Origin of the sequence: Litchfieldella rifensis (genome assembly GCF_042646605.1) — a bacterium.
Lineage (GTDB): Bacteria > Pseudomonadota > Gammaproteobacteria > Pseudomonadales > Halomonadaceae > Litchfieldella > Litchfieldella rifensis.
Genome location: NZ_JBHRUG010000016.1, coordinates 115,893 through 135,942, shown reverse-complemented (window position 1 = coordinate 135,942; position 20,050 = coordinate 115,893). Strand labels below are relative to the sequence as shown.

At 62.9% G+C, this 20,050-nt stretch carries 21 protein-coding genes; 7 read left to right on the top strand and 14 right to left on the bottom strand.

Annotation, left to right across the window (positions count from 1 at the left end):
* Together ACFOEV_RS07055 and gfa are read left to right on the top strand one after the other, a co-directional pair.
* Positions 1-666, top strand: a 666-nt coding sequence (locus ACFOEV_RS07055; protein ID WP_386772430.1) for a zinc-binding dehydrogenase, incomplete at its 5' end; no start/stop codon positions are given.
* Positions 667-846: 180 nt separating this feature from the next.
* On the top strand, positions 847-1,413 hold the full coding sequence (gene gfa / locus ACFOEV_RS07050) for an S-(hydroxymethyl)glutathione synthase (RefSeq protein WP_386772429.1): 567 nt from the start codon (positions 847-849) through the stop codon (positions 1,411-1,413).
* Between the two features lie 64 nt (positions 1,414-1,477).
* Here gfa and ACFOEV_RS07045 read toward each other — a convergent pair whose 3' ends face one another.
* From ACFOEV_RS07045 to ACFOEV_RS07035, 3 genes are all read right to left on the bottom strand, one after another.
* Positions 1,478-2,101, bottom strand: coding sequence for a LysE family translocator (locus ACFOEV_RS07045; RefSeq protein ID WP_386772428.1), 624 nt, complete (start codon positions 2,099-2,101; stop codon positions 1,478-1,480).
* A gap of 162 nt (positions 2,102-2,263) precedes the next feature.
* Positions 2,264-3,718, bottom strand: coding sequence for a sodium:solute symporter family protein (locus ACFOEV_RS07040; RefSeq protein WP_386772427.1), 1,455 nt, complete (start codon positions 3,716-3,718; stop codon positions 2,264-2,266).
* Positions 3,719-3,720: 2 nt separating this feature from the next.
* Positions 3,721-3,900 (bottom strand): hypothetical protein, encoded by a 180-nt coding sequence (locus ACFOEV_RS07035; protein ID WP_386772426.1) that lies wholly within the window; start codon positions 3,898-3,900, stop codon positions 3,721-3,723.
* A 215-nt stretch (positions 3,901-4,115) separates the two neighbouring features.
* Here ACFOEV_RS07035 and ACFOEV_RS07030 point away from each other — a divergent pair, with 215 nt between their 5' ends.
* Positions 4,116-5,168: an asparaginase gene (locus ACFOEV_RS07030; protein WP_386772425.1), complete on the top strand. Its 1,053-nt coding sequence runs from the start codon at positions 4,116-4,118 to the stop codon at positions 5,166-5,168.
* A gap of 39 nt (positions 5,169-5,207) precedes the next feature.
* Here ACFOEV_RS07030 and ACFOEV_RS07025 read toward each other — a convergent pair whose 3' ends face one another.
* The 11 genes from ACFOEV_RS07025 to ACFOEV_RS06975 form a co-directional block, all read right to left on the bottom strand.
* Positions 5,208-5,480 carry a flavin reductase gene (locus ACFOEV_RS07025; RefSeq protein ID WP_386772424.1) on the bottom strand — a complete coding sequence of 91 codons (273 nt, stop codon included), beginning with the start codon at positions 5,478-5,480 and terminating at the stop codon, positions 5,208-5,210.
* A 32-nt stretch (positions 5,481-5,512) separates the two neighbouring features.
* A complete protein-coding gene (locus ACFOEV_RS07020) occupies positions 5,513-5,878 on the bottom strand; it encodes a cupin domain-containing protein (RefSeq protein ID WP_386772423.1) in 366 nt (121 codons plus the stop codon).
* 156 nt (positions 5,879-6,034) lie between these two features.
* Positions 6,035-6,451 carry a CBS domain-containing protein gene (locus tag ACFOEV_RS07015; RefSeq protein WP_386772422.1) on the bottom strand — a complete coding sequence of 139 codons (417 nt, stop codon included), beginning with the start codon at positions 6,449-6,451 and terminating at the stop codon, positions 6,035-6,037.
* Positions 6,452-6,659: 208 nt separating this feature from the next.
* Positions 6,660-7,292, bottom strand: coding sequence for a protocatechuate 3,4-dioxygenase subunit alpha (gene pcaG / locus ACFOEV_RS07010; RefSeq protein ID WP_386772421.1), 633 nt, complete (start codon positions 7,290-7,292; stop codon positions 6,660-6,662).
* A gap of 15 nt (positions 7,293-7,307) precedes the next feature.
* Positions 7,308-8,048: a protocatechuate 3,4-dioxygenase subunit beta gene (gene pcaH, locus ACFOEV_RS07005; protein WP_386772420.1), complete on the bottom strand. Its 741-nt coding sequence runs from the start codon at positions 8,046-8,048 to the stop codon at positions 7,308-7,310.
* A 41-nt stretch (positions 8,049-8,089) separates the two neighbouring features.
* Positions 8,090-9,268 carry a bifunctional 3-oxoadipate enol-lactonase/4-carboxymuconolactone decarboxylase PcaDC gene (pcaDC, locus tag ACFOEV_RS07000; protein ID WP_386772419.1) on the bottom strand — a complete coding sequence of 393 codons (1,179 nt, stop codon included), beginning with the start codon at positions 9,266-9,268 and terminating at the stop codon, positions 8,090-8,092.
* A gap of 145 nt (positions 9,269-9,413) precedes the next feature.
* Positions 9,414-10,619 carry a 3-oxoadipyl-CoA thiolase gene (pcaF, locus tag ACFOEV_RS06995; RefSeq protein ID WP_386772418.1) on the bottom strand — a complete coding sequence of 402 codons (1,206 nt, stop codon included), beginning with the start codon at positions 10,617-10,619 and terminating at the stop codon, positions 9,414-9,416.
* A 9-nt stretch (positions 10,620-10,628) separates the two neighbouring features.
* Positions 10,629-11,405 (bottom strand): CoA-transferase subunit beta, encoded by a 777-nt coding sequence (locus tag ACFOEV_RS06990; RefSeq protein ID WP_386772417.1) that lies wholly within the window; start codon positions 11,403-11,405, stop codon positions 10,629-10,631.
* A complete protein-coding gene (locus tag ACFOEV_RS06985) occupies positions 11,405-12,223 on the bottom strand; it encodes a CoA transferase subunit A (RefSeq protein ID WP_386772416.1) in 819 nt (272 codons plus the stop codon). The genes ACFOEV_RS06990 and ACFOEV_RS06985 overlap by 1 nt, the downstream gene beginning before the upstream one ends.
* Positions 12,224-12,522: 299 nt before the next feature.
* Positions 12,523-13,599, bottom strand: a complete 1,077-nt coding sequence (locus tag ACFOEV_RS06980; RefSeq protein ID WP_386772415.1) for an AbrB family transcriptional regulator — start codon at positions 13,597-13,599, stop codon at positions 12,523-12,525.
* 70 nt (positions 13,600-13,669) lie between these two features.
* On the bottom strand, positions 13,670-14,782 hold the full coding sequence (locus ACFOEV_RS06975; RefSeq protein ID WP_386772414.1) for a mandelate racemase/muconate lactonizing enzyme family protein: 1,113 nt from the start codon (positions 14,780-14,782) through the stop codon (positions 13,670-13,672).
* Positions 14,783-15,236: 454 nt separating this feature from the next.
* On the opposite strand from ACFOEV_RS06975, the gene ACFOEV_RS06970 reads away from it, so the two are divergent.
* The 4 genes from ACFOEV_RS06970 (at position 15,237) to ACFOEV_RS06955 (ending at position 20,000) form a co-directional block, all read left to right on the top strand.
* A complete protein-coding gene (locus ACFOEV_RS06970; RefSeq protein WP_386772413.1) occupies positions 15,237-16,247 on the top strand; it encodes a Bug family tripartite tricarboxylate transporter substrate binding protein in 1,011 nt (336 codons plus the stop codon).
* 34 nt (positions 16,248-16,281) lie between these two features.
* A complete protein-coding gene (locus tag ACFOEV_RS06965) occupies positions 16,282-16,821 on the top strand; it encodes a tripartite tricarboxylate transporter TctB family protein (RefSeq protein WP_386772412.1) in 540 nt (179 codons plus the stop codon).
* Positions 16,802-18,391, top strand: a complete 1,590-nt coding sequence (locus tag ACFOEV_RS06960) for a tripartite tricarboxylate transporter permease (protein WP_386772411.1) — start codon at positions 16,802-16,804, stop codon at positions 18,389-18,391. The genes ACFOEV_RS06965 and ACFOEV_RS06960 overlap by 20 nt, the downstream gene beginning before the upstream one ends.
* A 163-nt stretch (positions 18,392-18,554) precedes the next feature.
* A complete protein-coding gene (locus ACFOEV_RS06955) occupies positions 18,555-20,000 on the top strand; it encodes an MmgE/PrpD family protein (RefSeq protein ID WP_386772410.1) in 1,446 nt (481 codons plus the stop codon).
* Positions 20,001-20,050 lie beyond the last annotated feature (50 nt).

The window sequence follows — 20,050 nt, the reverse complement described above, 5'->3', positions numbered from 1 at the left end:
GAGGTGTCGCTGGCCAAGGTCTCCCCCGAGGCGCCGCTGGACAAGATCTGCCTGCTCGGCTGCGGGGTGACCACCGGCATCGGCGCGGTGCTCAACACCGCCAAGGTCGAGCCGGGCGCCACGGTGGCGGTGTTCGGGCTCGGCGCCATCGGCCTGGCGGTGATCCAGGGCGCAGTGATGGCCAAGGCCAGCCGCATCATCGCCATCGACGTCAATCCCGACAAGTTCGCCCTGGCCCAGCAGTTCGGGGCCACCGACTTCGTCAACCCCAAGGACTATTCGGACCCCATCCAGCAGGTGATCGTCGACCTGACCGACGGCGGCGTCGACTACTCCTTCGAGTGCATCGGCAACGTCAACGTGATGCGCTCGGCCTTGGAGTGCTGCCACAAGGGCTGGGGCGAGTCGGTGATCATCGGCGTGGCCGGGGCCGGCGAGGAGATCGCCACGCGGCCGTTTCAGCTGGTCACCGGCCGGGTGTGGAAGGGCTCGGCGTTCGGCGGCGTGAAGGGCCGGAGCGAGCTGCCGGGCTACGTCGAGCGCTACATGAACGGCGAGCTCAAGATCGACGAGTTCATCACCCACGACATGCCGTTCGAGAAGATCAACGAGGCCTTCGATCTGCTGCATGCCGGCAAGAGCATCCGCAGCGTGCTGCATTATTGAGTACGCAAGGACAAGGAGGACAAGCCAATGAGCCTAATGGACATGATTCAGCGCTGGTTCGGTGGATCGAAACCCACTACCTCGACCACGCGAAGCAGGGCAGCGGAAACGCCGACATCAGCGACGACAACGCAGGAAAAAACCCAGGAAACAACACAGGACAAGGCCGGGGAGAAAACCATGAGCATTAATATCCATCCCGCCGTCGACAATGGCGTGCAACCGGGTAGCGATAGCTTTACCGGTGGCAAGTTGTACTGCCACTGCGCCGACAACAAGGTAGAGGTAACCGTCGATGCCCAGTGTGCCCACAACCATGTCTGCGGGTGTACCAAGTGCTGGAAACCCGAGGGTGCCCTGTTCTCGATGGTCGCCGTGGTGCCACGTGACAAGCTCCGCGTGACCGCCAACGAGGACAAGCTGCAGGTCGTCGATCCTTCGGCTGCCATCCAGCGCCACGCCTGCCGCGAGTGCGGCGTGCACATGTACGGGCGCATCGAGAACACCGACCATCCCTTCCATGGCCTGGACTTCATCCATACCGAACTGTCCGATGCACAAGGCTGGGCAGCGCCCGAATTCGCGGCATTCGTCTCCTCGATCATCGAATCCGGCACCAATCCCGACGACATGGGGGCGGTACGCGCCAGGCTGCGGGAACTCGGCCTGGAACCCTACGACTGCCTGTCGCCGCCGCTGATGGATGCCATCGCCACCCACACCGCCAAGGCCAAGGGGGCATTGTAGACGCCGCTCTTTCCCGGGAACCCATCCACCCACACAGGCCCGGATCACCCTCCGGGCCTATCTGTTATCGGCTCGCGATCAAGCGCACTCCCAGGCCTCCCAGACAGGTTCCCGTTACTCGGTCGATGACGCTCTTGAAGCGGATATAGCCGTCCCGGAGACGTGGGATGGAGAAGGCGCAAGCGACAAAGGAGAACCACACGAACTCGTTCAAGAAGACGACCAGCAACAGCGCGGCTACCAGTCCGCTCGACGGTTGTGGAGGAAGCAGTGTGATCAGGATCGAGCCCATGAAGACCACCACCTTGGGATTGGATAACTGTACCAGCAGCCCTCGGCAGAACAGTTTCCACGGCGCGCCGGAAGGCGTGTCCTCGGAGCCATCGACACGCATCGGCAGCTTGGCGTGTCTCCAGAGCTGAATCGCGAGGTAGAAAAGATAGATCGCACCCACGACCTTCATGCCGGCGTAGACCCACGGCGCCGCGGCAAACACCAGGGTGAGGCCGAACAGCGCGGCAAGCACCCAGATCATGGAACCGACCCCGATGCCGAACGCGGTCCAGACTCCCGCGACGCGTGAGGTGGCGATGGCGGCACGCGCCACAACCAGCAGGCTCGGCCCCGGACTCATGACAGCCAACAAATGCGCCACGCCGACACCCGCCACAATCAAGAAGAGTTCCATAGTCTCCCTCGTCAGTCAGACCTTCCCGAACGGATGGCTGTATTCTGGACCAGGTCGGCGCCCTTTGCCTCAATACAGAAAACCCGAACCATGCTCGGGTCGTCATTCCAGCGCTTCGTAAGGCAGCCCTACGTAGTTCTCGGCGATCACCCTGAGTCCCGCTTACTGGCTCGCTATCGCATCATGAAACTCGTCGGCGCTCGCTTGCGGTGCCTTGCCCACCAGGCTCACACCGACGAACAGCACGCTGGAGACGACGATGCCCCACACGCCGGCCGGCAGGCCCAGGAAGGAGTTGCCGATGGCATAGACGAAGAGCACGAAGGTACCGGTACCGATGACGCTGACCAGGGCACCGGCGGCGGTACCGCGCTTCCAGTAGAAGGCGCCGATGATCGCCGGCACCACGGCCACCAGACCGGAAGAAGCGGCCACCGACAGCACGGCGATCAGGTCGAGCTGCAGTTCGGCGAAGCCGAGCGCCATCAGGGCGATCACCGGGATCACCACCTTGCCGACGATCAGCTGGCGTTTCTCGCTCGTGCCGGGCTTGACGTTGGCATAGACGTCACGCGCCAGCATCGAGGAGAGCGTGAGCATGATCGAATCGATGGTGGAAACCGCGGCGGCCATGATGCCGATCATCACGATCACCCCCAGGAGGGGTGGGACATGGGCGGAACCGAGCAGTGTGGGGGTGGCCAGGTCGGCGCTTTCCAGCCCAGGGAAAGCCGCCAGTGCCGAGAAGCCCCACAGCACCGAGACCAGGGTATAGACGAAGCCGAAGACCAGGAAGCCGAGCAGCATCTGGCGCATCGAGCGCAGTGATGACGGCATGAACAGGCGCTGGCTGACCTGCGGGTTGGAAAGGCTGAAGAAGAACCAGGGAATGGTCAGGCCCAGGAAGGTGACGAAACTGAACCGGCCGCTGCCTGGCACCGTCAGCGACTGCGGATGCTCGGTGGCCAGGGTGTCGAACAGGGCGCCGAAGCCGCCCAGCCCCTGAATGACCAGCAGAGCGACGAGGGTCGAGGCCACCACCATCATGATCGCCTGTAGCGAGTCGGTCCACATCACCGAGCGAATACCCGCCACGTAGGAGAAGAAGATCGCAATGGCGGTGGCCAGTATCACCCCGGTAGTGAAGGAAATGGCGCCCCCCGTGGTGCCCTGGAGCAGATAGCCGACCCCGGCGAGCTGCACGGCGGCATAGGGAATCAGGAACAGGCAACTGGCGATGGCCACCGCCATGGCGACGTGCTTGCTGTTATAACGGTGGCCAAGCATCTCGCTGGGCGTGACGAAGCCGAACGTCTTGCCCACCGCCCAGAATTTCGGGCCGAAGATCGCCACCAGCGACACACCGGCGAAATAGATGATTTCGAAGCCCAGCGCGCCGACGCCCCCGGCATAGGTCAAACCGGCCAGCCCGACCATCATGAAGGCGCTGTAGGTCGTGGCACTGTAACTCAGCGCGGAGACGAAACCATTCATTTGCCGGTTGCCGAGGAAGTACCCCGACATGTCCTGCAACTTGCCCTTCCGGGACAGGATGGCAATGGCGATGGCAACCAGCAGGTAGATCGCCACCGACCACCAGATAAGCGAGGCGGTCATGATCATTTCCCCTCGAAGTCTTTTGTGATGAAGACATTCAGCGCAATCACGGCCAGACCGGCGACGGTCCAGAACAGGAAGCTTCCGTACCACGCCTTTACATCGGTCAGCAGGGTGTAGGGGACCAGGTAGCAGAGCAGCACCACCGCCCATACCAGCCATACCCATTTGCTTCGTCGCATGTTCCACCTCGTGTTGTTCGTAGCGTCAGAGTGGGGGCGTGGCGAAAATCGGTGGACGCTATACCGTGAAGGTAAGATAAACAGCGGTAGGAAACCGCTTCAGCTCCGGTCCGTCACTTTGGCGACGGCGGAGGTCACCCAATATTCCGGCCAGCACCAAGGACCGCTACTACCAAGCGGCAAGAAAAAGCAGCCGTTAAGACGAGGATAACGCCATGTACCGGGAAGCACCGGTTGCCGCTATCGTCTATAGAGGCAACGTGGTGGAAAACACCCATATCGCCCATATCGCCGTGGTCGATGCACAGGGCCGCCGGCTATGCGGCTTCGGCGATCCCTCCCGCGTGACGCTGGCGCGGTCCGCTGCCAAGCCCGCCCAGGCGCTGGCGGTGATGGAAACCGGCGCACTCGAACGCTTCGGCCTGGATGATGCCGACCTCGCCCTGATGTGCGCCTCCCACAACAGCGAAGCGCGCCATATCCAGCGCGCCCTGGCCATGCTCGCCAAGTCGGGCGCCCAGGAAAGCGACTTGCGCTGCGGAGGCCACCCGCCGATCTCCGAAGCGGTCCATCGAACCTGGATCAAGACCGATTTCACACCGACACCGGCCTGCAGCAACTGCTCGGGCAAGCATGCCGGCATGCTCGCGGCGGCGAGAGCCATCGGCGAGCCTGTGCAGGACTATCACCTGCCGCAGCATCCCCTGCAGGCTCATGTGAAACGCACGATGGCCGACGTCTGTGCGCTACCGGACGACGCCATCCAGTGGGCCATCGACGGCTGCAACCTGCCCACCCCCGCGTTTCCCCTCGAACGGCTGGCCTTTCTCTACGCCCGACTGGCCGACGCCGCCGGCCTCGATGACAGCGCGGCATCGCCCCGAAACGCCGCGCTGGCGCGGATCTACCGCGCAATGACCTCGCACCCCGCACTGGTGGCAGGCGAAGGACGGTTCTGTACGGCACTGATGAGAGCCTTCGCCGGGGAACTGGTCGGCAAGGCCGGCGCGGAGGCCTGCTACGCGATCGGCCTGCGCGCAGCGGGCCGACCGGGCACCCTGCCCGGCCAGGGCGCGGTGGGCGTCGCCGTGAAAGTCGAGGACGGCAACAAGACGATCCTGTACGCCATCGTCTGCGAGATCCTGAAGAGATTGCAGATCGGCACCGCCGAGCAACGCGAAATGCTCGCCGCCTTTCACCGGCCCAAACTACTGAATACCAGGCAGGTCGAAACGGGCAGGATCGAGCTCACCTTTTCGCTCGAATAGCTTCGAACGGCATCGCTGCGCTTACTACTCTTGCCGCCTTTACAACATTTCCGGCAGGAACCGGGCGCGACGACTGATGATCTCGCCGGCCACCATGAAGACACCGTCGCCGGTGTAATGGAGTGTCTCTGGGTATGCCGGTGACACCGCCGCCCGGGCCGACACGACCTCCCGGATAAAGAAGTCGTAGCGCTCCATCAGGGTGTCATCGAACAGCCGGCATTCGAAATGGGCATGGCATTCGCGGATCAGCGGTGCCTCCACCTGCTCTGCCTTCTCCGCGGTCAGACCGAAGAAGAGCTTATTCGTCATGCCCTCCGGACAGGCACGACGCCCGGACAGGCTCAGATCCAGACGTCGTTCTCGGCGGTCCGTTCGCCCCCCGCCTGGCCCGTATTCAGAACCCCGCGCGGCTCGATCAGCATCACTTCCGCTTCCTGCTCGGCGAAAGGCTTGTGCTCGACGCCCTTCGGGACCACGAACATCTCGCCGGCGGCCAGGTTGACCGCGCCATCACGAAAATCGATGCGCAGGTTGCCCTTGATCACCAGGAAGACCTCGTCCGTCTCGGGGTGATCGTGCCAGACGAAATCCCCCTCGAGCTTGACGACCTTGAACTGGTAGTCGTTCATCTCGGCAATCACCCTGGGCGACCACTGCTCGTTGAGCAGGCCAAGCTTCTGTCGGATATCAATCGCCTTGTAGCCCATCTCCTCTCTCCTCGTCGGATGCCGTTCCGTCGTCGAATCGGCGTAACGCCGCTGTCGAGCCGCAGATAGCAACGCTACCACCAACAAGGGGAGGCATCGATCGCAGAACGGCGGCGGGCATGGGCAGCCCGCCGCCGTTCGAGATGACACCGCTCATCAGTGATGGGCGGATACCGCTTCCATGAATTCACCACGGAGTTTATAGGGTGCGGTATGCGAGAGATCACCCATGGACAGCATACCGACCAGGCGCTTGTTCCTATTGATGACGGGCAAGCGGCGAATCTGCCGCTCTTCCATCAGATGCACGGCATCTTCGACGCTGTCATCTTCCCAGCAATAGACGATGTCGCTGGTCATTACGTCGCGGGCGGTGAGCGATGCAATATCCTTATCTTCGACGATACCACGGCACACAATGTCACGGTCGGTCAGCATTCCCACCAGCCGGTCATTCTCGCCAATGGGTACCGCCCCAATGTCTTTCTCCCGAAAGAGCTTGGCGATCTCAGTGAGCGAGGTATCCGGGGTGCACCAATCCACTCCGCGGTGCATGGCTTCATTGACGTTCATGGCCTTACCCCCTTATCGGGACTGCACATGAAATATAGCAAAAGCGGCCGAAAATCGGGCAGGACGGGACCCTATAAGCCGATTCAGGGGCCATAGAGCGTCCCGATATACCGGCTCGCGAGGGGGACAGAACGGATAGCACTGTGGCTCGTCGGCATGGAAAAGGCCCCGCCGAGGCGAGGGCCAAGGTGACAGTCGAGCCGATGCATCAGAAATCGAAGAACACTGTCTCGCCCTCGCCCTGCAGGCGAATATCGAGGCGATAGCGCACCTTGCCTTCTGCCTCCTCGCGCTTGGCGATCAGCGTCTGGCGGCGCGCCGGCGACTCGATGGCGCTGAGCACCGGGCAGGCGGCGTTGGCCTGAGTCTCGTCCTCGAAGTAGAGGCGGGTCTGCAACTGGATGTTGATGCCGCGGGCGAAGATCGCCAGGTTGATATGCGGCGCCATCACCCTGCCGTCGCTACGCGTGACCGCGCCTGGCTTGATCGTGGTCAGCGTCCACTCGCTGTCGCCGGCGGCGGTGGTAGCGGTACGTCCGAAGCTGTTGAACGGCGCCTCAAGGTCGAACTCGGGCTGGTACTCGCCCCTGGCATCGGCCTGCCAGGCCTCGAGCAGGGCGTCGCGCACCAGGTCGCCATTGCCGTCGATGACGGTGCCCACCACCTCGATGTGCTCGCCCTCGGCATCCGGCTTGGCCAGTTGGTTCCAGATTTCCTCCTCGCGCTCGGGCAGGCCGGCGACATCCAGCGCCAGGCCGATATGCACGTAGGGCCCGGCAGTCTGCGAAGCGGTTTCGCGCAGCATCAGCTCGCTGCGGGGTACGGTATTCGGCTGTCTCATGGTCTTGCGCCCCTGTCACTGATTCTCGAAATAGGTCTGCAGCTCGCCGCGCACCACCAGGTCGAAGCGATAGGCCAGGCAGTCCATGGGATTGCTGCGCGCCATGTCGAGCCGGCCGATCATGGTCTCGACCGCCTCCGGGTCATCGATGGTCTGCACGATGGGACACAGCGGGATCAGCGGGTCACCTTCGAAGTACATCTGGGTGATCAAACGGGTGGCGATCGCCGGCCCCATCACCGACACGTGGATATGCGCCGGACGCCAGGTGTTGACGCCATTCGGCCAGGGGTAGGGGCCCGGCTTGATGGTGCGGAAGCGATACCAACCCGCCGCGTCGGTGAGGCAGCGCCCCACGCCGCCGAAGCTGGGATCGAGCGGCGCCAGGTAGCTATCCTTCTTGTGACGATAACGTCCGCCGGCATTGGCCTGCCACATTTCCACCAGGGTATGCGGCACCGGCTTGCCGAACTGGTCGACCACGCGGCCGAACATGATGATGCGTTCGCCGATCGGCAAGCCACTGCGACCTTCCCGCGCCCCTTCTTCTCGATAATTGAGCAGCAGGTCGTTGTCGTGTGGCCCCATGCGCAGCTTCTGGAAGTCCGGGCCGGTGAGCTCGGAGACGCTTGGCTTCTGCAGGCTGACCAGCGCCTGACGCGGCGAGCGCGCCACGCTGGTCTTGTAACCCGGCGCGTAGGCCGGCGGATGCCAGTCACGGTCGCGCTCCACGAAGCGCTTGTTGTCGTCTTGCATAGCATTCTTTCTCTATGGGGACTAGGAGGATCCGGGCAAAGTTACTCGCCCCAACCCAATGTCTTGGCCATCGCAAAGGCATGGTTGGCCGCCGGCACGCCACCATAGATGGCCACATGCATCAGCACCTGGCGCAGCTCGCCTTCGCTCAGGCCGATGCGCTTGGCGGTCTTGAGATGCAGTTCCAGCTCGCCGTCACGCCCCAGGGCCGCCAGGATACCCAGGGTTATCATGCTGCGCTCGTGGCGGGTCAGGTCGTCGCTGCCCCATAGTTCGCCCCAGGCCAGGCGGGTGATCATCTGCTGGAAGGGCGCGTCCAGGCTGGTGGCCCCGGCACTGGCCCGGGCGACATGCTCCTCGCCGAGCACCTGCTTGCGGGTTTCCAGACCATCGGCATAGGCCACGCCCTGCTCCCCCACCTCACGGCGATCGGGTGTCAGCCATAGCAATAGGCGCTTGGCGACGGCCTGAGGACTCTCCACCGAGGGCACGTGGGCGAAGCCCTCGAGGATCTCGAGTGGCGCCCCATCGCACTCGGCGGCCAGGGCCTGCAGGGTCTCGGGTGGCGTGGCGACATCGTCGCTGCCGCCCAGCAGTCTCACCTCGACTCCATGGCCCTTGAGTTTGCCACGGAAGTCGGTACGTCCCAGCATCTCGCACAGTCGCGCATAGCTCTCGCCATCGGTGCGCGCCATCTGGGTGCGCCAGCCGCTTTCCAGGGCCGGCTCGCCCGCGAGCCGTTCGGCGGAGAACCAGCGCGGCACGATCTCGCCGGAAATCGCCGGCAATCCCTCGTCACGCACGCGTCTAGCACGGGTCGTCCACAGCTCGGTATGGCCGATCACCGCCCCGGTATTGGTCAGGATCGCCGACAGCAACCGCGTGGCGTGTTCGGCGAGCAACTGCTGGCCAGCCACGCCCCCAATGGAGGTGCCGACGAAGTGGAAACGTGACGCGCCGGCATGATCGGCCAACGCCAATGCCTCGGCCGCCAATGCGGCCGGCGTGATCTCGCCATCATCGGCCGGCCAGGCCTGGCTGGCACCGTGACCGGGCAGGTCCCAGGTCAACACTCGATAGCGCGGCAGCAGGGCCGGCAGAATGTCGTCCCACACCGCCTGGGTCATCCCCAGCGGATGGGCCAGCAGCACCAGCGGGTTGGCCTCGGCGCCCAGCAGGCGATAGGCGACGCTGCGGCCATCGATAGTCAGAAATGCCATATAGTGCCTCCATAAAGTAGGGAAGCCATAAGAGCGACTCAATCGCGATATGCCATTCGCGGCTAAAGCCGCTCCTACGAAAACCTGGATGCAAAAGCCGGCGAATCATCGCTGACGGCTTGCCATGCGCCATGTCAATGAGAGGCTATGCTCGCTCGATCAGCGTCGCGATCCCCTGCCCCACGCCCACGCACATGGTGCACAGCGCGTAGCGCTTGTTCTGCTTGTGCAGCTCATGGGCGGCGGTCAGCAGCAACCGGGCGCCGGACATGCCCAGCGGGTGGCCCAGGGCGATGCCGCCGCCGTTGGGGTTGACCCGCGGGTCGTCGTCGGCGATGCCCAGTTCGCGCAGACAGGCCAGGGCCTGGGAGGCGAAGGCCTCGTTGAGTTCGATGATATCGATCTCGTCCAGCGAGATCTCCAGGCGATCGAGCAGCTTGCGCACCGCCGGCACCGGACCGATGCCCATGGTGCGCGGCTCGACGCCGGCGGTGGCCATGCCCAGGATGCGTGCCATGGGCTTGAGCCCGTGCTTATCCACAGCGGCTTGGCTGGCGACCAGCATCGCCGCGGCACCGTCGTTGACGCCCGAGGCGTTGCCGGCGGTGACGCTGCCGCCGTCGCGGAACGGGGTCGGCAACTTGGCCAGCTTCTCCAGCGTGGTACCGGGACGCAGGTGCTCGTCCTGGTCGAAGATCAGCGGCTCCTGCTTGCGGCGCGGGATCTCGATCGGGGTGATCTCCTCGGCGAAGCGGCCCGATTGCTGGGCGCGTTCGGCCTTCTGCTGGGAGCGCAGGGCGAAGGTGTCCTGGTCCTCGCGCGAGATCCGGTGTTGCTCGGCTACGTTCTCGGCGGTCTCCGGCATGGAGTCGACGCCGTACTGCTTCTTCATCAACGGGTTGATGAAACGCCAGCCGATGGTGGTGTCCTCGATGGCCTGGGTCCGCGAGAAGGCGGTCTCGGCCTTGCCCATCACGTAGGGCGCGCGGGACATGGACTCCACGCCACCGGCCAGGGCCAGCTCGAACTCGCCGGCCTTGATGGCGCGAAAGGCGGTGCCCACCGCGTCCATGCCCGAGCCGCACAGGCGGTTCATGGTGGTGCCGGGCACCGAAGTCGGCAGGCCGGCCAGCAGCGACGACATGCGCGCCACGTTGCGGTTGTCCTCGCCGGCCTGGTTGGCGCAGCCCATGATCACCTCGTCGATGGCGGCGGGGTCGAGATCCGGCGTCTCGGCCAGCACCGCCTTGAAGATGGTGGCGGCGAAGTCGTCGGGGCGCACACTGGCCAGCGTGCCGCCGAAACGGCCCACGGCGGTACGCCGCGGATGACACAAATAGACGTTACTCATACGGTCTCCTCAAACCTCGCCGGCATGCTGGCGGTTGGTACGCTCTTTCAGTTCGCGCAACACCTCGAGCTCATGAGCGCCGGGCTCCGGCGTGGACTCCAGCTGGTCGGCGAAGCGAATCTCCCAGCCGGTGGCCTCGATCACGTCCTCGCGGGACACGCCCGGGTGCAGCGACACGACCACCAGTTCCTTGGTCTCGGGATCGGGCTTCATCACGCACAGGTCGGTGATCACCCGCGTCGGGCCCTTGCCGATGTTGGGCACGCCGTCGCGACCCTTGCCGTCGCGACCGAAGCCCAGGGTGGTGATGAAGTCGACGTCCTCGACGAAGGTGCGCTTGGAGTGCTTCAGGGTGATGAAGACCTCGTGGGCGTTGGTGGCGATCTCCGGCGCCCCGCCGCCGCCCGGCAGACGAACCTTGGGATCATGGTAGTCGCCGATCAGGGTGGTGTTGAGGTTGGCGTAGCGGTCGATCTGGGCGGTGCCCAGGAAGCCCACGCTGATATGGCCGCCCTGCAGCCAGTAGCGGAACATCTCGGGTACCGAGACGGTGGTCAGCGCCGACTCGCACAGTTCGCCGTCACCGATGGACAGCGGCAGCACATCCGGCTTGGTCTGCAGGGTGCCGGATTCATAGATCAGCACCACGTCGGGGGCATGGGTCAGGCGCGCCAGGTTGGCGGCCTCGCTGGGCAGGCCAATGCCGACGAAGCAGGTCATGCCATTCTCCAGCGCCCGCGCGGCAGTGACGGTCATCATTTCTGCGGAGGTGTAGTCGGTGCTCATCAGGATTCTCCCCCTGCGTTGTAGACGTTCTCCTCGAGCCAGGCGTTGAAGGCATCGCGATCGCGGGCGATGGTATCCCACTCCTTGTAGAAGCGATTGTCGCGCGGGTAGTAGCCATAGGCGTAGGAGGGATAGGCGCCCTTCTCGGCCACGGCGATGGCGCTGATCGCCCAACCCGGAATCACGCAGGCGTTGGGATGCACATTCAGGTCGTCGACGACCTCCTCGACGGTGACGATGCTGTGCTTGGCGGCCAGCACCGCTTCCTTCTGCACGCCGACGATGCCTTCCACTAGCACGTTGCCCTTGCGGTCGGCCTTCTGGGCATGAACGATGGAGACGTCCGGGCGCACCGACGGTACCGCAGCCAGGCGCTCGCCGGTGAACGGACACTCGATGAACTTGATCTGGTCGTTGACGTTGGGCAACTCGCTACCCACATAGCCGCGCAGCACCGCCAGCGGAAGACCGGCGGCCCCGGCCTCGAAGGCACAGGCCATGGCGGCGTGGCTGTGCTCGAGGATCTCGATCCTGTGCGGCCAGCCCTTCTCCACTGCGTCGCGCAGGCGGTGCAGCGAACCAACGCCGGGGTTGCCGCCCCAGGAGAAGATCAGCTTCTTGACGCAGCCGGCCCCGATCAATTGGTCATAGACCAGATCGGGGGTCATGCGGATCAGGGTCAGGTCACGCTTTTTCTGGCGGATCACTTCGTGACCCGCCGCAAAGGGGATCAGGTGGGTAAAGCCTTCCATGGCCACGGTGGCGCCGTCTTCGACGTAGCGCGCGACCGCGTCATGCAAGCTGAGGAACTCGGCCATATTGGTTCGCCTCTTGGTGGTCGACACGATATTCACCAGCCCACGGCTCGGTCATTGGCGCTTCGATTACCGTTTTGTTCGACTAGTGAACATAGGTTTGTGATACGAACAAATTAATCCTCAATTGCCGGCGCGTCAAACCACAAAAAAGGGAAGGCGTTGCCTTCCCTGAGCGAAAAACAGAGTAAATTCTTTGATAACAAGCGATTAGCTTTATTTTAGTCAACGGACAGTCTTCGCCACCTGGGCCATGCCACTACCAATGTATGAGGCGGGAGAGGCTCCGGGCACCCACCGGATCATGGGCCTCGTCCGGATCCGGACTCGCCAAAAAGAGAGGCGCTCACTCTTAGCCAGAGCCCGGCAACGGATCCCGCCAGGAAATTGACCGTGATGATTCGTACCGTTTGAAACGCCACGATTTCAGCGACACCAAGGCCCAAGGTCGTGGCGGTGATCACCATTTCCGCAATGCCGCCCGGCGCCCCGGCAAGCGTCATCACCGGCAGCGAAATCCCCAGCGGCCTCGCAACCAAGAGGGCGGACGCAATGATGATGACGGAGGTGATCAGCGACACCAGCAGCCCGATGGAGACGAGGCGTGGCATGCGGGCCACTTCCTTGCGCTCGAAGCGGCCACCCAGTGCCAGCCCGATCGCGATCTGCGCTCCGATGAAGAGCCAGCCGGGGACATCGGCGCCAACGAAACCGGTCAGTGCATCCACGATCGAGACCAGCAAGGCACCGACGATGAAGGCGTTCTGGATACCGAAATGGTCCATGCCCCGGCCGACGGCGTACCCCACGGCCAGGATGATGAGCGTACCCACCCCCAAAGAGCCACTGCCCAAGGAGGTCGGTACGACGCCTCCCGTCCGATTCAGAATCAGTGACAACAGAAAGGGCAGCAGAATGACCAGAGAGGTCACTCGCATGGCCTGGACCAACGCAATGGCCGTACTCGCACCCTTGGTGTCCCCACCCAGAAACGCCATCTCGGCAACGCCACCCGGCAAGTTGGCCAATAGCGCCGTACGGCGATCGAGTCGCCCCCACCTTTCCAGCAGCAGCGAACAACACGCCGCTACCAGCAACGACCACAGGGTAAACAGCACCATCCAGGGCAACTGCCACATCAGCGACAGCAGAATCCCAGCGGTAAAGCCATGGCCGACGGCGGTGCCGACAACCACCTGCGCACAACGACGCACCAGTTTCGACTCCGCCAGGCCATGGCCACTCAACGCCGCGATGGCCCCCACCAACATCGGCCCCAGGATCCAGGGCAGAGGCACACCAACCCGCCCCGCCAGATACCCCATTCCCCATGCCGACACGACAACGGCAGAACGGGAAATCATCGTGGCGAGTATCACGACATCATCCCCAGGGCAGTCGACCAGTGCACCACCTCGCCGACATCTGCCGCTACCGAAGGCAGCAGCATCAGGAGGCTACCCGTGTCGTCTTTAGCCCATCACGATCGATGGTCAAGCCCAGGCCGGGAGCGTCCGGAATCGATAGCGTGCCATTTTCCGGGCTCGGCGGATCGACGAAGATGGTTTCCCCGACCGACACCATCCCCAGATGCCATTCCACCAGCCAGCCATTCATCAACCCCGCCATGCTATGCATATTGAACAATGGCCATCCCCCGCCATTGGCAATCGGCAGGTTGTAGATCTGCGCCAGGTGCGCGACCTTGCGCGTCTCGGTATAGCCGCCACAGTAGGTGCAATTGGGCTGCAGGATGTCGACCGCCTGGTGCTCGACCAATTCCCGCAGCCGCCAGCGGTGGCCCTCCATTTGCCCAGCGGCCAGGGGAATTCCCGTGGCACGGCGCAAATCGGCCAATGCGCGAGCATCGTTCTGATACAGCGGCTCCTCGAACCAGGTGATGTGGCAATCCTCCACGGCCCGACACAGCAGCTTGGCTTCTACCGGACTGAACAGGTAGTTGGCATCCATCATGATGTCGATGCCATCGCCAACCGCCTCGCGAATCGCGCGTACCCGGGCGGCATCCTCCCGCCAGCCCCCCTTGTCGACGCCGACCACCGTCTTCAGTGCGCGAAAGCCGTTCTCGACATGCAGTCTGGCCGCTTCCGCCAACTGATCGCGGTCGTACTGGGGAAAACCGAAGGTGACGTAGGCCGGGGCACGGGTCTTGTTGCCCCCTAGCAACTGGGCCACCGTCCGATTGGCCTGCTTGCCCTGGATATCCCATAGCGCAATATCCAGGCACGACAGGGCCATGGAGACGGTGCCGGTCATGGCCCTTGGGTTGAGCGTCTTGAATACACGTTGATGGATGGCTTCGACGTCGCGCGGATCCATGTCCTTGACGACGGGGAGGAAGTGCTTTTCCAGTGCCGCCACTACCGAGTGGGCCAGGAAGTGCCCCGTCAAGCCGCACCCGACAATGCCTTCGTCGGTCTCGACCTCGCAGAACACGAATAGCTTCTGTTCCTCCCGACCGTAACCAGCGACTTTCCCCTCGATGAGTGGGATCTCGATCGATGTGGTGTGCAGGCTCGCCCGGATGTCCTTGATTTTCATCGTTCACCTCGATACGGCCCCGTCCATCTCCTGACGCCCATGACCCACCGCAGGGAACGCCAAGGATGGCCGGGAAGGTGGATAGCCTTCACAGAATTGCCAACAGTTGACTATGCTGTCAAACGCTGCTCGACGCTGGATGCCGACTCATTCCGCCAATGCAGCTGCCCTCGTCGCCACGGCAGCAGAGTGGATATGGGAAGGAAAGCCGGCCAGTACTAGCACACTCATATTAGTGTGTATCATATCCATCATCATCGCGCCCTGCTCACAGAACCAAGGGATAAAGCAATCCCAGCATTATCACTCATATTAACTGTTGACAGTTTACAAATATGGCACAAAGGCTAGACTGGAAATTAAGGTCGTTTCCAGCGATCACGAGGACGGCAACAAGTCAGCGCATGACGCGTGAGTCGCACAACAAGACAATGAGGATGGACAAATGAGACATTTGCAGACCCTGTTGCACGCCGCCAAGCGCCAGCGTCTGCTGCAGACCGGATCGATAGCCCTGACATTGACAGCGCTGCCCTTGGGTGCCGCTGCACAGGACCAGACCGGCTGCAACCCGGAAGGCTGGCCGCATGAAACCATCGAGGTGGTTTCGCATGCCTCGGCGGGGGGCGGTACGGACACGACCATTCGCATGTGGCTGGATGCTGCTGATGAACAGGTCGATGAAAATATGACCGTGGTATACAAGCAAGGCGGCGGTGCGCGCGCCGCACATGAATACTTCAAGAGCCAGGGAGCGGACTGCCATACCATCATGGCCTTGACGCAGACCCACCTCTACACCATTGCGCGCGGCAATTCGCCGATCGACATCGACACCATGCAAGGTGTGGCGCGCGCCATGGATGACCCCTCGGTCATCGTCGTACGCGCGGATAGCCCTTACCAGACCTACGAGGAGCTGATTGAAGCCTCTCGCGATGGAGCGCTCACCTGGGGCGTGGCTCAGGTCGGCGGAACCGAACACATCGGCATCGAGCGCTGGGCGGAGGCCGCCGGAATCGAGACCCGCGTCGTCCCCTTCGGTGGTGGCGGCGACATGGTGACCGCGCTCCGCTCGGGGGCCGTCAATGCTTCGGTTGCCAACGTCAGCGAGGCGCTTGACCAGATTCAGGAAGGGGCACTTCAGCCGCTCGCCGTGCTCGCCGAGGAGCGGATAGAGGATCTACCCGATGTGCCCACAGCGAGCGAGCACGGACATGACGTCAAGGTTTCCACGACACGCGGCTACTACGTCCACGCCGAGACACCGCCTGAAATGGTCGCAACCATCGAAGAGTTGATTCTCACCGCGATGGAAAGTGACAGGTTCCGGGAATACCTGAGGAACAATGGGCTGGATCCGGATGACAGCATCGCCGGAAGCGATGTCTGGGACGAGCAGATCAAGAACGAGTACCAGGTGTCGCTCGAAACCATGCGCAAGCTCGACCTTACCGACAAGTAACGACGGCAATCGGTAGATACGAGGCAACGAAACGATGGGAGACAAGCCTTCACAGCGTGCCGGCGAAGAGACGGGGCGCCGCTCCGCCTCTTCGCTCATCCATCGGCAGGACCTGGTCGTCGCACTGATCGTGTTGGCTATCGGCGCGTTCCTGTTCTGGAGGACATTGCTGTTCGATAGCGTTCCGGCATCCTTGGCCCAGGATGTGAAGCCGGAAACATTCCCGCAGATGCTGCTGATCGTGATCGCAGTACTGGCCCTCTTTCTGCCTTTCGAGCACCTCCAGAAACGGAAACAGGGCATCGACCTCGACAGCGATCGCCGTGTCCGGCCGCGACCCATCGTGTTCTTGACCGCTGGAGCCATGCTCCTTCTCATCGGGGTCATGCCCACGCTCGGCACCTATATCGGACTGCTCCTGGCGGCGGCTGGCCTGCCGCTACTGTGGGGCGAACGTCGCCTCAAGTTGCTCGTTCCTTATGCCGTGCTGTTTCCGACCTTGCTGTTCTGGTTCTTCGCCGATGTGCTCCAGGTGAATTTCCTGCCTGGTATCGTTGGCCACCCGTTCCGTTAGTCGATGTTCCGGCAGCACGGCCGCGTCCTGTGCAGGAAAGGCCACGGCCTGCTTGGGGGTTCACTTGAATATCGAGGCAATCTTATCAGGCACGGAGATCATTCTGACCCCGACGAGCATCATGCTCATCCTGGTCTCCGTCCTGCTTGGCGTGCTGGTGGGCGCCCTACCAGGCCTGAGTTCGACGATGGCGGTCGCCCTGCTGATCCCGTTCACCCTGGAACTCGAACCCGTCGTCGCCATCGCCATGATGGCGGCTCTTTACTGTGCTGGCACCTTCGGAGGCTCGATCACGGCCATCCTCATCAATGCGCCCGGTGCGCCACCCGCGGTGGCGACAGCGCTGGATGGCTATCCTCTCGCGCAGCGGGGCGAAGCGGGGCGCGCGCTGGGCATCGCGGCCATTTCCAGTGTCACCGGCGGCATCCTGAGCCTGCTCATCTTCATTTTTGCCGCTCCCCTGCTTGCCAGGATCGCACTGAGTTTCCGTCCGCAGGAGTATTTCGCCCTGACCCTCTTCGGCCTCTCGATGCTGGCCGCCATCAGCGGCAAGTCGTCGCTACGCAACCTCATCGCCGGCCTCTTCGGTGTTCTGGTCAGCACCATCGGCATCCACCTGGTCACCGGTATCGAGCGCTTCACCTTCGGCACCGCCGTCCTCTACGAAGGGATCGATTTCATCCCCGTGCTGATCGGCATTTTTGCGATCTCGGAAATGCTCAAGCAAGCCCAGGCCGATGAGGCCGTCATGGAGCGGATCCGTTCGGTCGCGCTGCGCTTGCCCAGCCGCGACGACCTGCGCAGAGTCTGGGCCACGATCCTTCGTTCGACCGGGATCGGGACAATCATCGGGATTCTTCCCGCTGAGGGGACAACCGTCGCAGCCATCATGGGGTACAACGAGGCCAAGCGCTGGTCGAAGCATCGGGAAGAGTTCGGCAAGGGCTCGGTGGAAGGGATCGCCGGACCGGAAGCCGCGAACAATGCCGGCACCAGCGGGGCCATGGTGCCGACGCTGGCCCTGGGCATCCCGGGAAGCGGAACCACGGCGGTCATCCTCGCCGCTCTCATCATGCATGGCTTCCGCCCGGGACCGTTTCTGATGCGGGAAACGCCAGAGATTCTCTATGCGATCTTCGTGGCCATGCTCATCGCCAATGTGACGTTTCTGTTCATTGGCCTCATGGGAGCCAAGGTCTTCTCGATGATCACGCTGCTTCCCAGAACCTTCCTGTGGCCATCGGTATTCTGTTTCGCCGTGGTGGGGGCCTACGCCTACCAGCAACAGATGTTCGATGTCTGGGTCATGCTCATCGCCGGGCTGGTGGGATTCTACGCATTGCGACATGGTTTCGGCCCCGCGCCGTTCGTCATGGGGCTGGTATTGGGCGATCTGATCGAGAAGAACTGGTCGCAGTCGATGATCATCTTCAATAGTGACTGGACGCGATTCTTCGATAGCCCGATCAGTAACCTGTTCTTCATCCTGACCGCCCTCAGTCTGGCAAGCCCGATCATCAGGCTCGTCTTCAGCCGTTTCATGCGCAAGCGGGCGTCGTCGCCCTCCTGAGCGATGGGTTTCCATGTATGCCAATGGGGCAGTGCCATCAGCCGGCCGGGAGAGGTTGTTTTTTGGCACCGCAAACTGTCAACAGTTTGCAAATACAGCGGTAAACAGAGTGAAAGTATTTGGTAGCCACATCGTCAACATCGAGCGGAATGCAGGAGTCGCTATGTCACAGAATCGCAAGGCAGCCACCGAGACGTTCACCCCGGATATCGAATCGACGCATGGGGAGGGGTTGACCCTCGAGGTGGCGCAATTCATTCAGGGTAGTGCCTATGCGGCGTTACCGGAGGAACTGATCGCCGCGGGAAAGAAGTCCATTCTCGACGGTATCGGGCTGGCCCTGTCGGGATCGGTGGCCAAATCGGGGCACATCGTTCAATCGTATCTCAGGCGGCAGGGGGTCGAAGGCCAGGCCACCGTCATCGGCACCGACATGCGGGTGCCCGAGCGTTTTGCCGCCTTCGCCAATGGGGTAGGCATCCATGCCGATGACTACGACGACACCCAACTGGCCGCGGGTCCCGATCGCGTATACGGCCTGTTGACGCATCCCACCGCCCCCTGCCTGCCGGCGGCACTGGCGATTGCCGAGACCCATGACATGAGTGGCAAGGATCTGATGCTGGCCTACCATGTCGGCGCCGAGGTGGAAACCAAGGTGGCCGAGGCCATTTCCCCACGCCACTATCAGCACGGTTTCCATGCCACCGCGACCTGCGGCACGCTGGCGGCCGCAGCAGCGACTTCCCGGCTATTCGGTCTGGACGAGCCGACGACCCAATGCGCCCTCGCCATTGCCGCGAGCCAATCGGCAGGCCTGCGCGAGAACTTCGGTTCCATGACCAAGCCATTCCATGCCGGCCGTGCTGCCGAGTCGGGAGTCGTCGCCACCGATTTCGCGCGTGCCGGCTGGACCGCTACCGACAAGATCCTGGAATCTCCGCGGGGCTTCTTCCAGGCTCATGGAGGCGGCTACCTGCTGGAGGCGATTTCCGGCAAGTTGGGCAACCCCTGGACATTCCTCGACCCGGGCGTTTCCATCAAACCCCATCCGTCCGGCTCGCTGACCCACCCGGGCATGACCAGGATGCTGGAACTGATCCTCGAGCACGACATCCAGCCGGAACAGGTCAAGCGAGTCGATGTGGGCACCAACCACAACATGCCCAATGCCCTGATCCACCACCGCCCAACCAACGAGCTGCAGGCCAAGTTCTCGATGGAGTTCTGCATGGCGATCCTGCTCCTCGAGCGCCGCGGTGGCTTGCCCGAATTCACCGATGAAGTGGTCAATCGTGCCGATGTCAGGGAGATGATCGAGCGGGTACACTTTGGCGTGCATCCTGAAGCCGAGGCCGCCGGCTATGACAAGATGACCACCATCATCGATATCCACCTGCAGGATGGGCGCACCCTGTCCGGCCGCGCCGACTTCGGCAAAGGCAGTCCCGCCAACCCGATGAGCTATGACGACGTCGCCGACAAGTTCCGCGGCTGTGCCGAGTTCGCTAATTGGGACAAGGCAAAGACCGAAGCCATGATCGAGGCGGTGCGCAATCTGGAAGACCTCGCATCGGTGCGCAAGCTGACGCAACTGATGGGGGCCTGAATGTTTCCCACGGCCAGCCTTGAAAGCCCGCAGGCCGCAGCACACCGTGC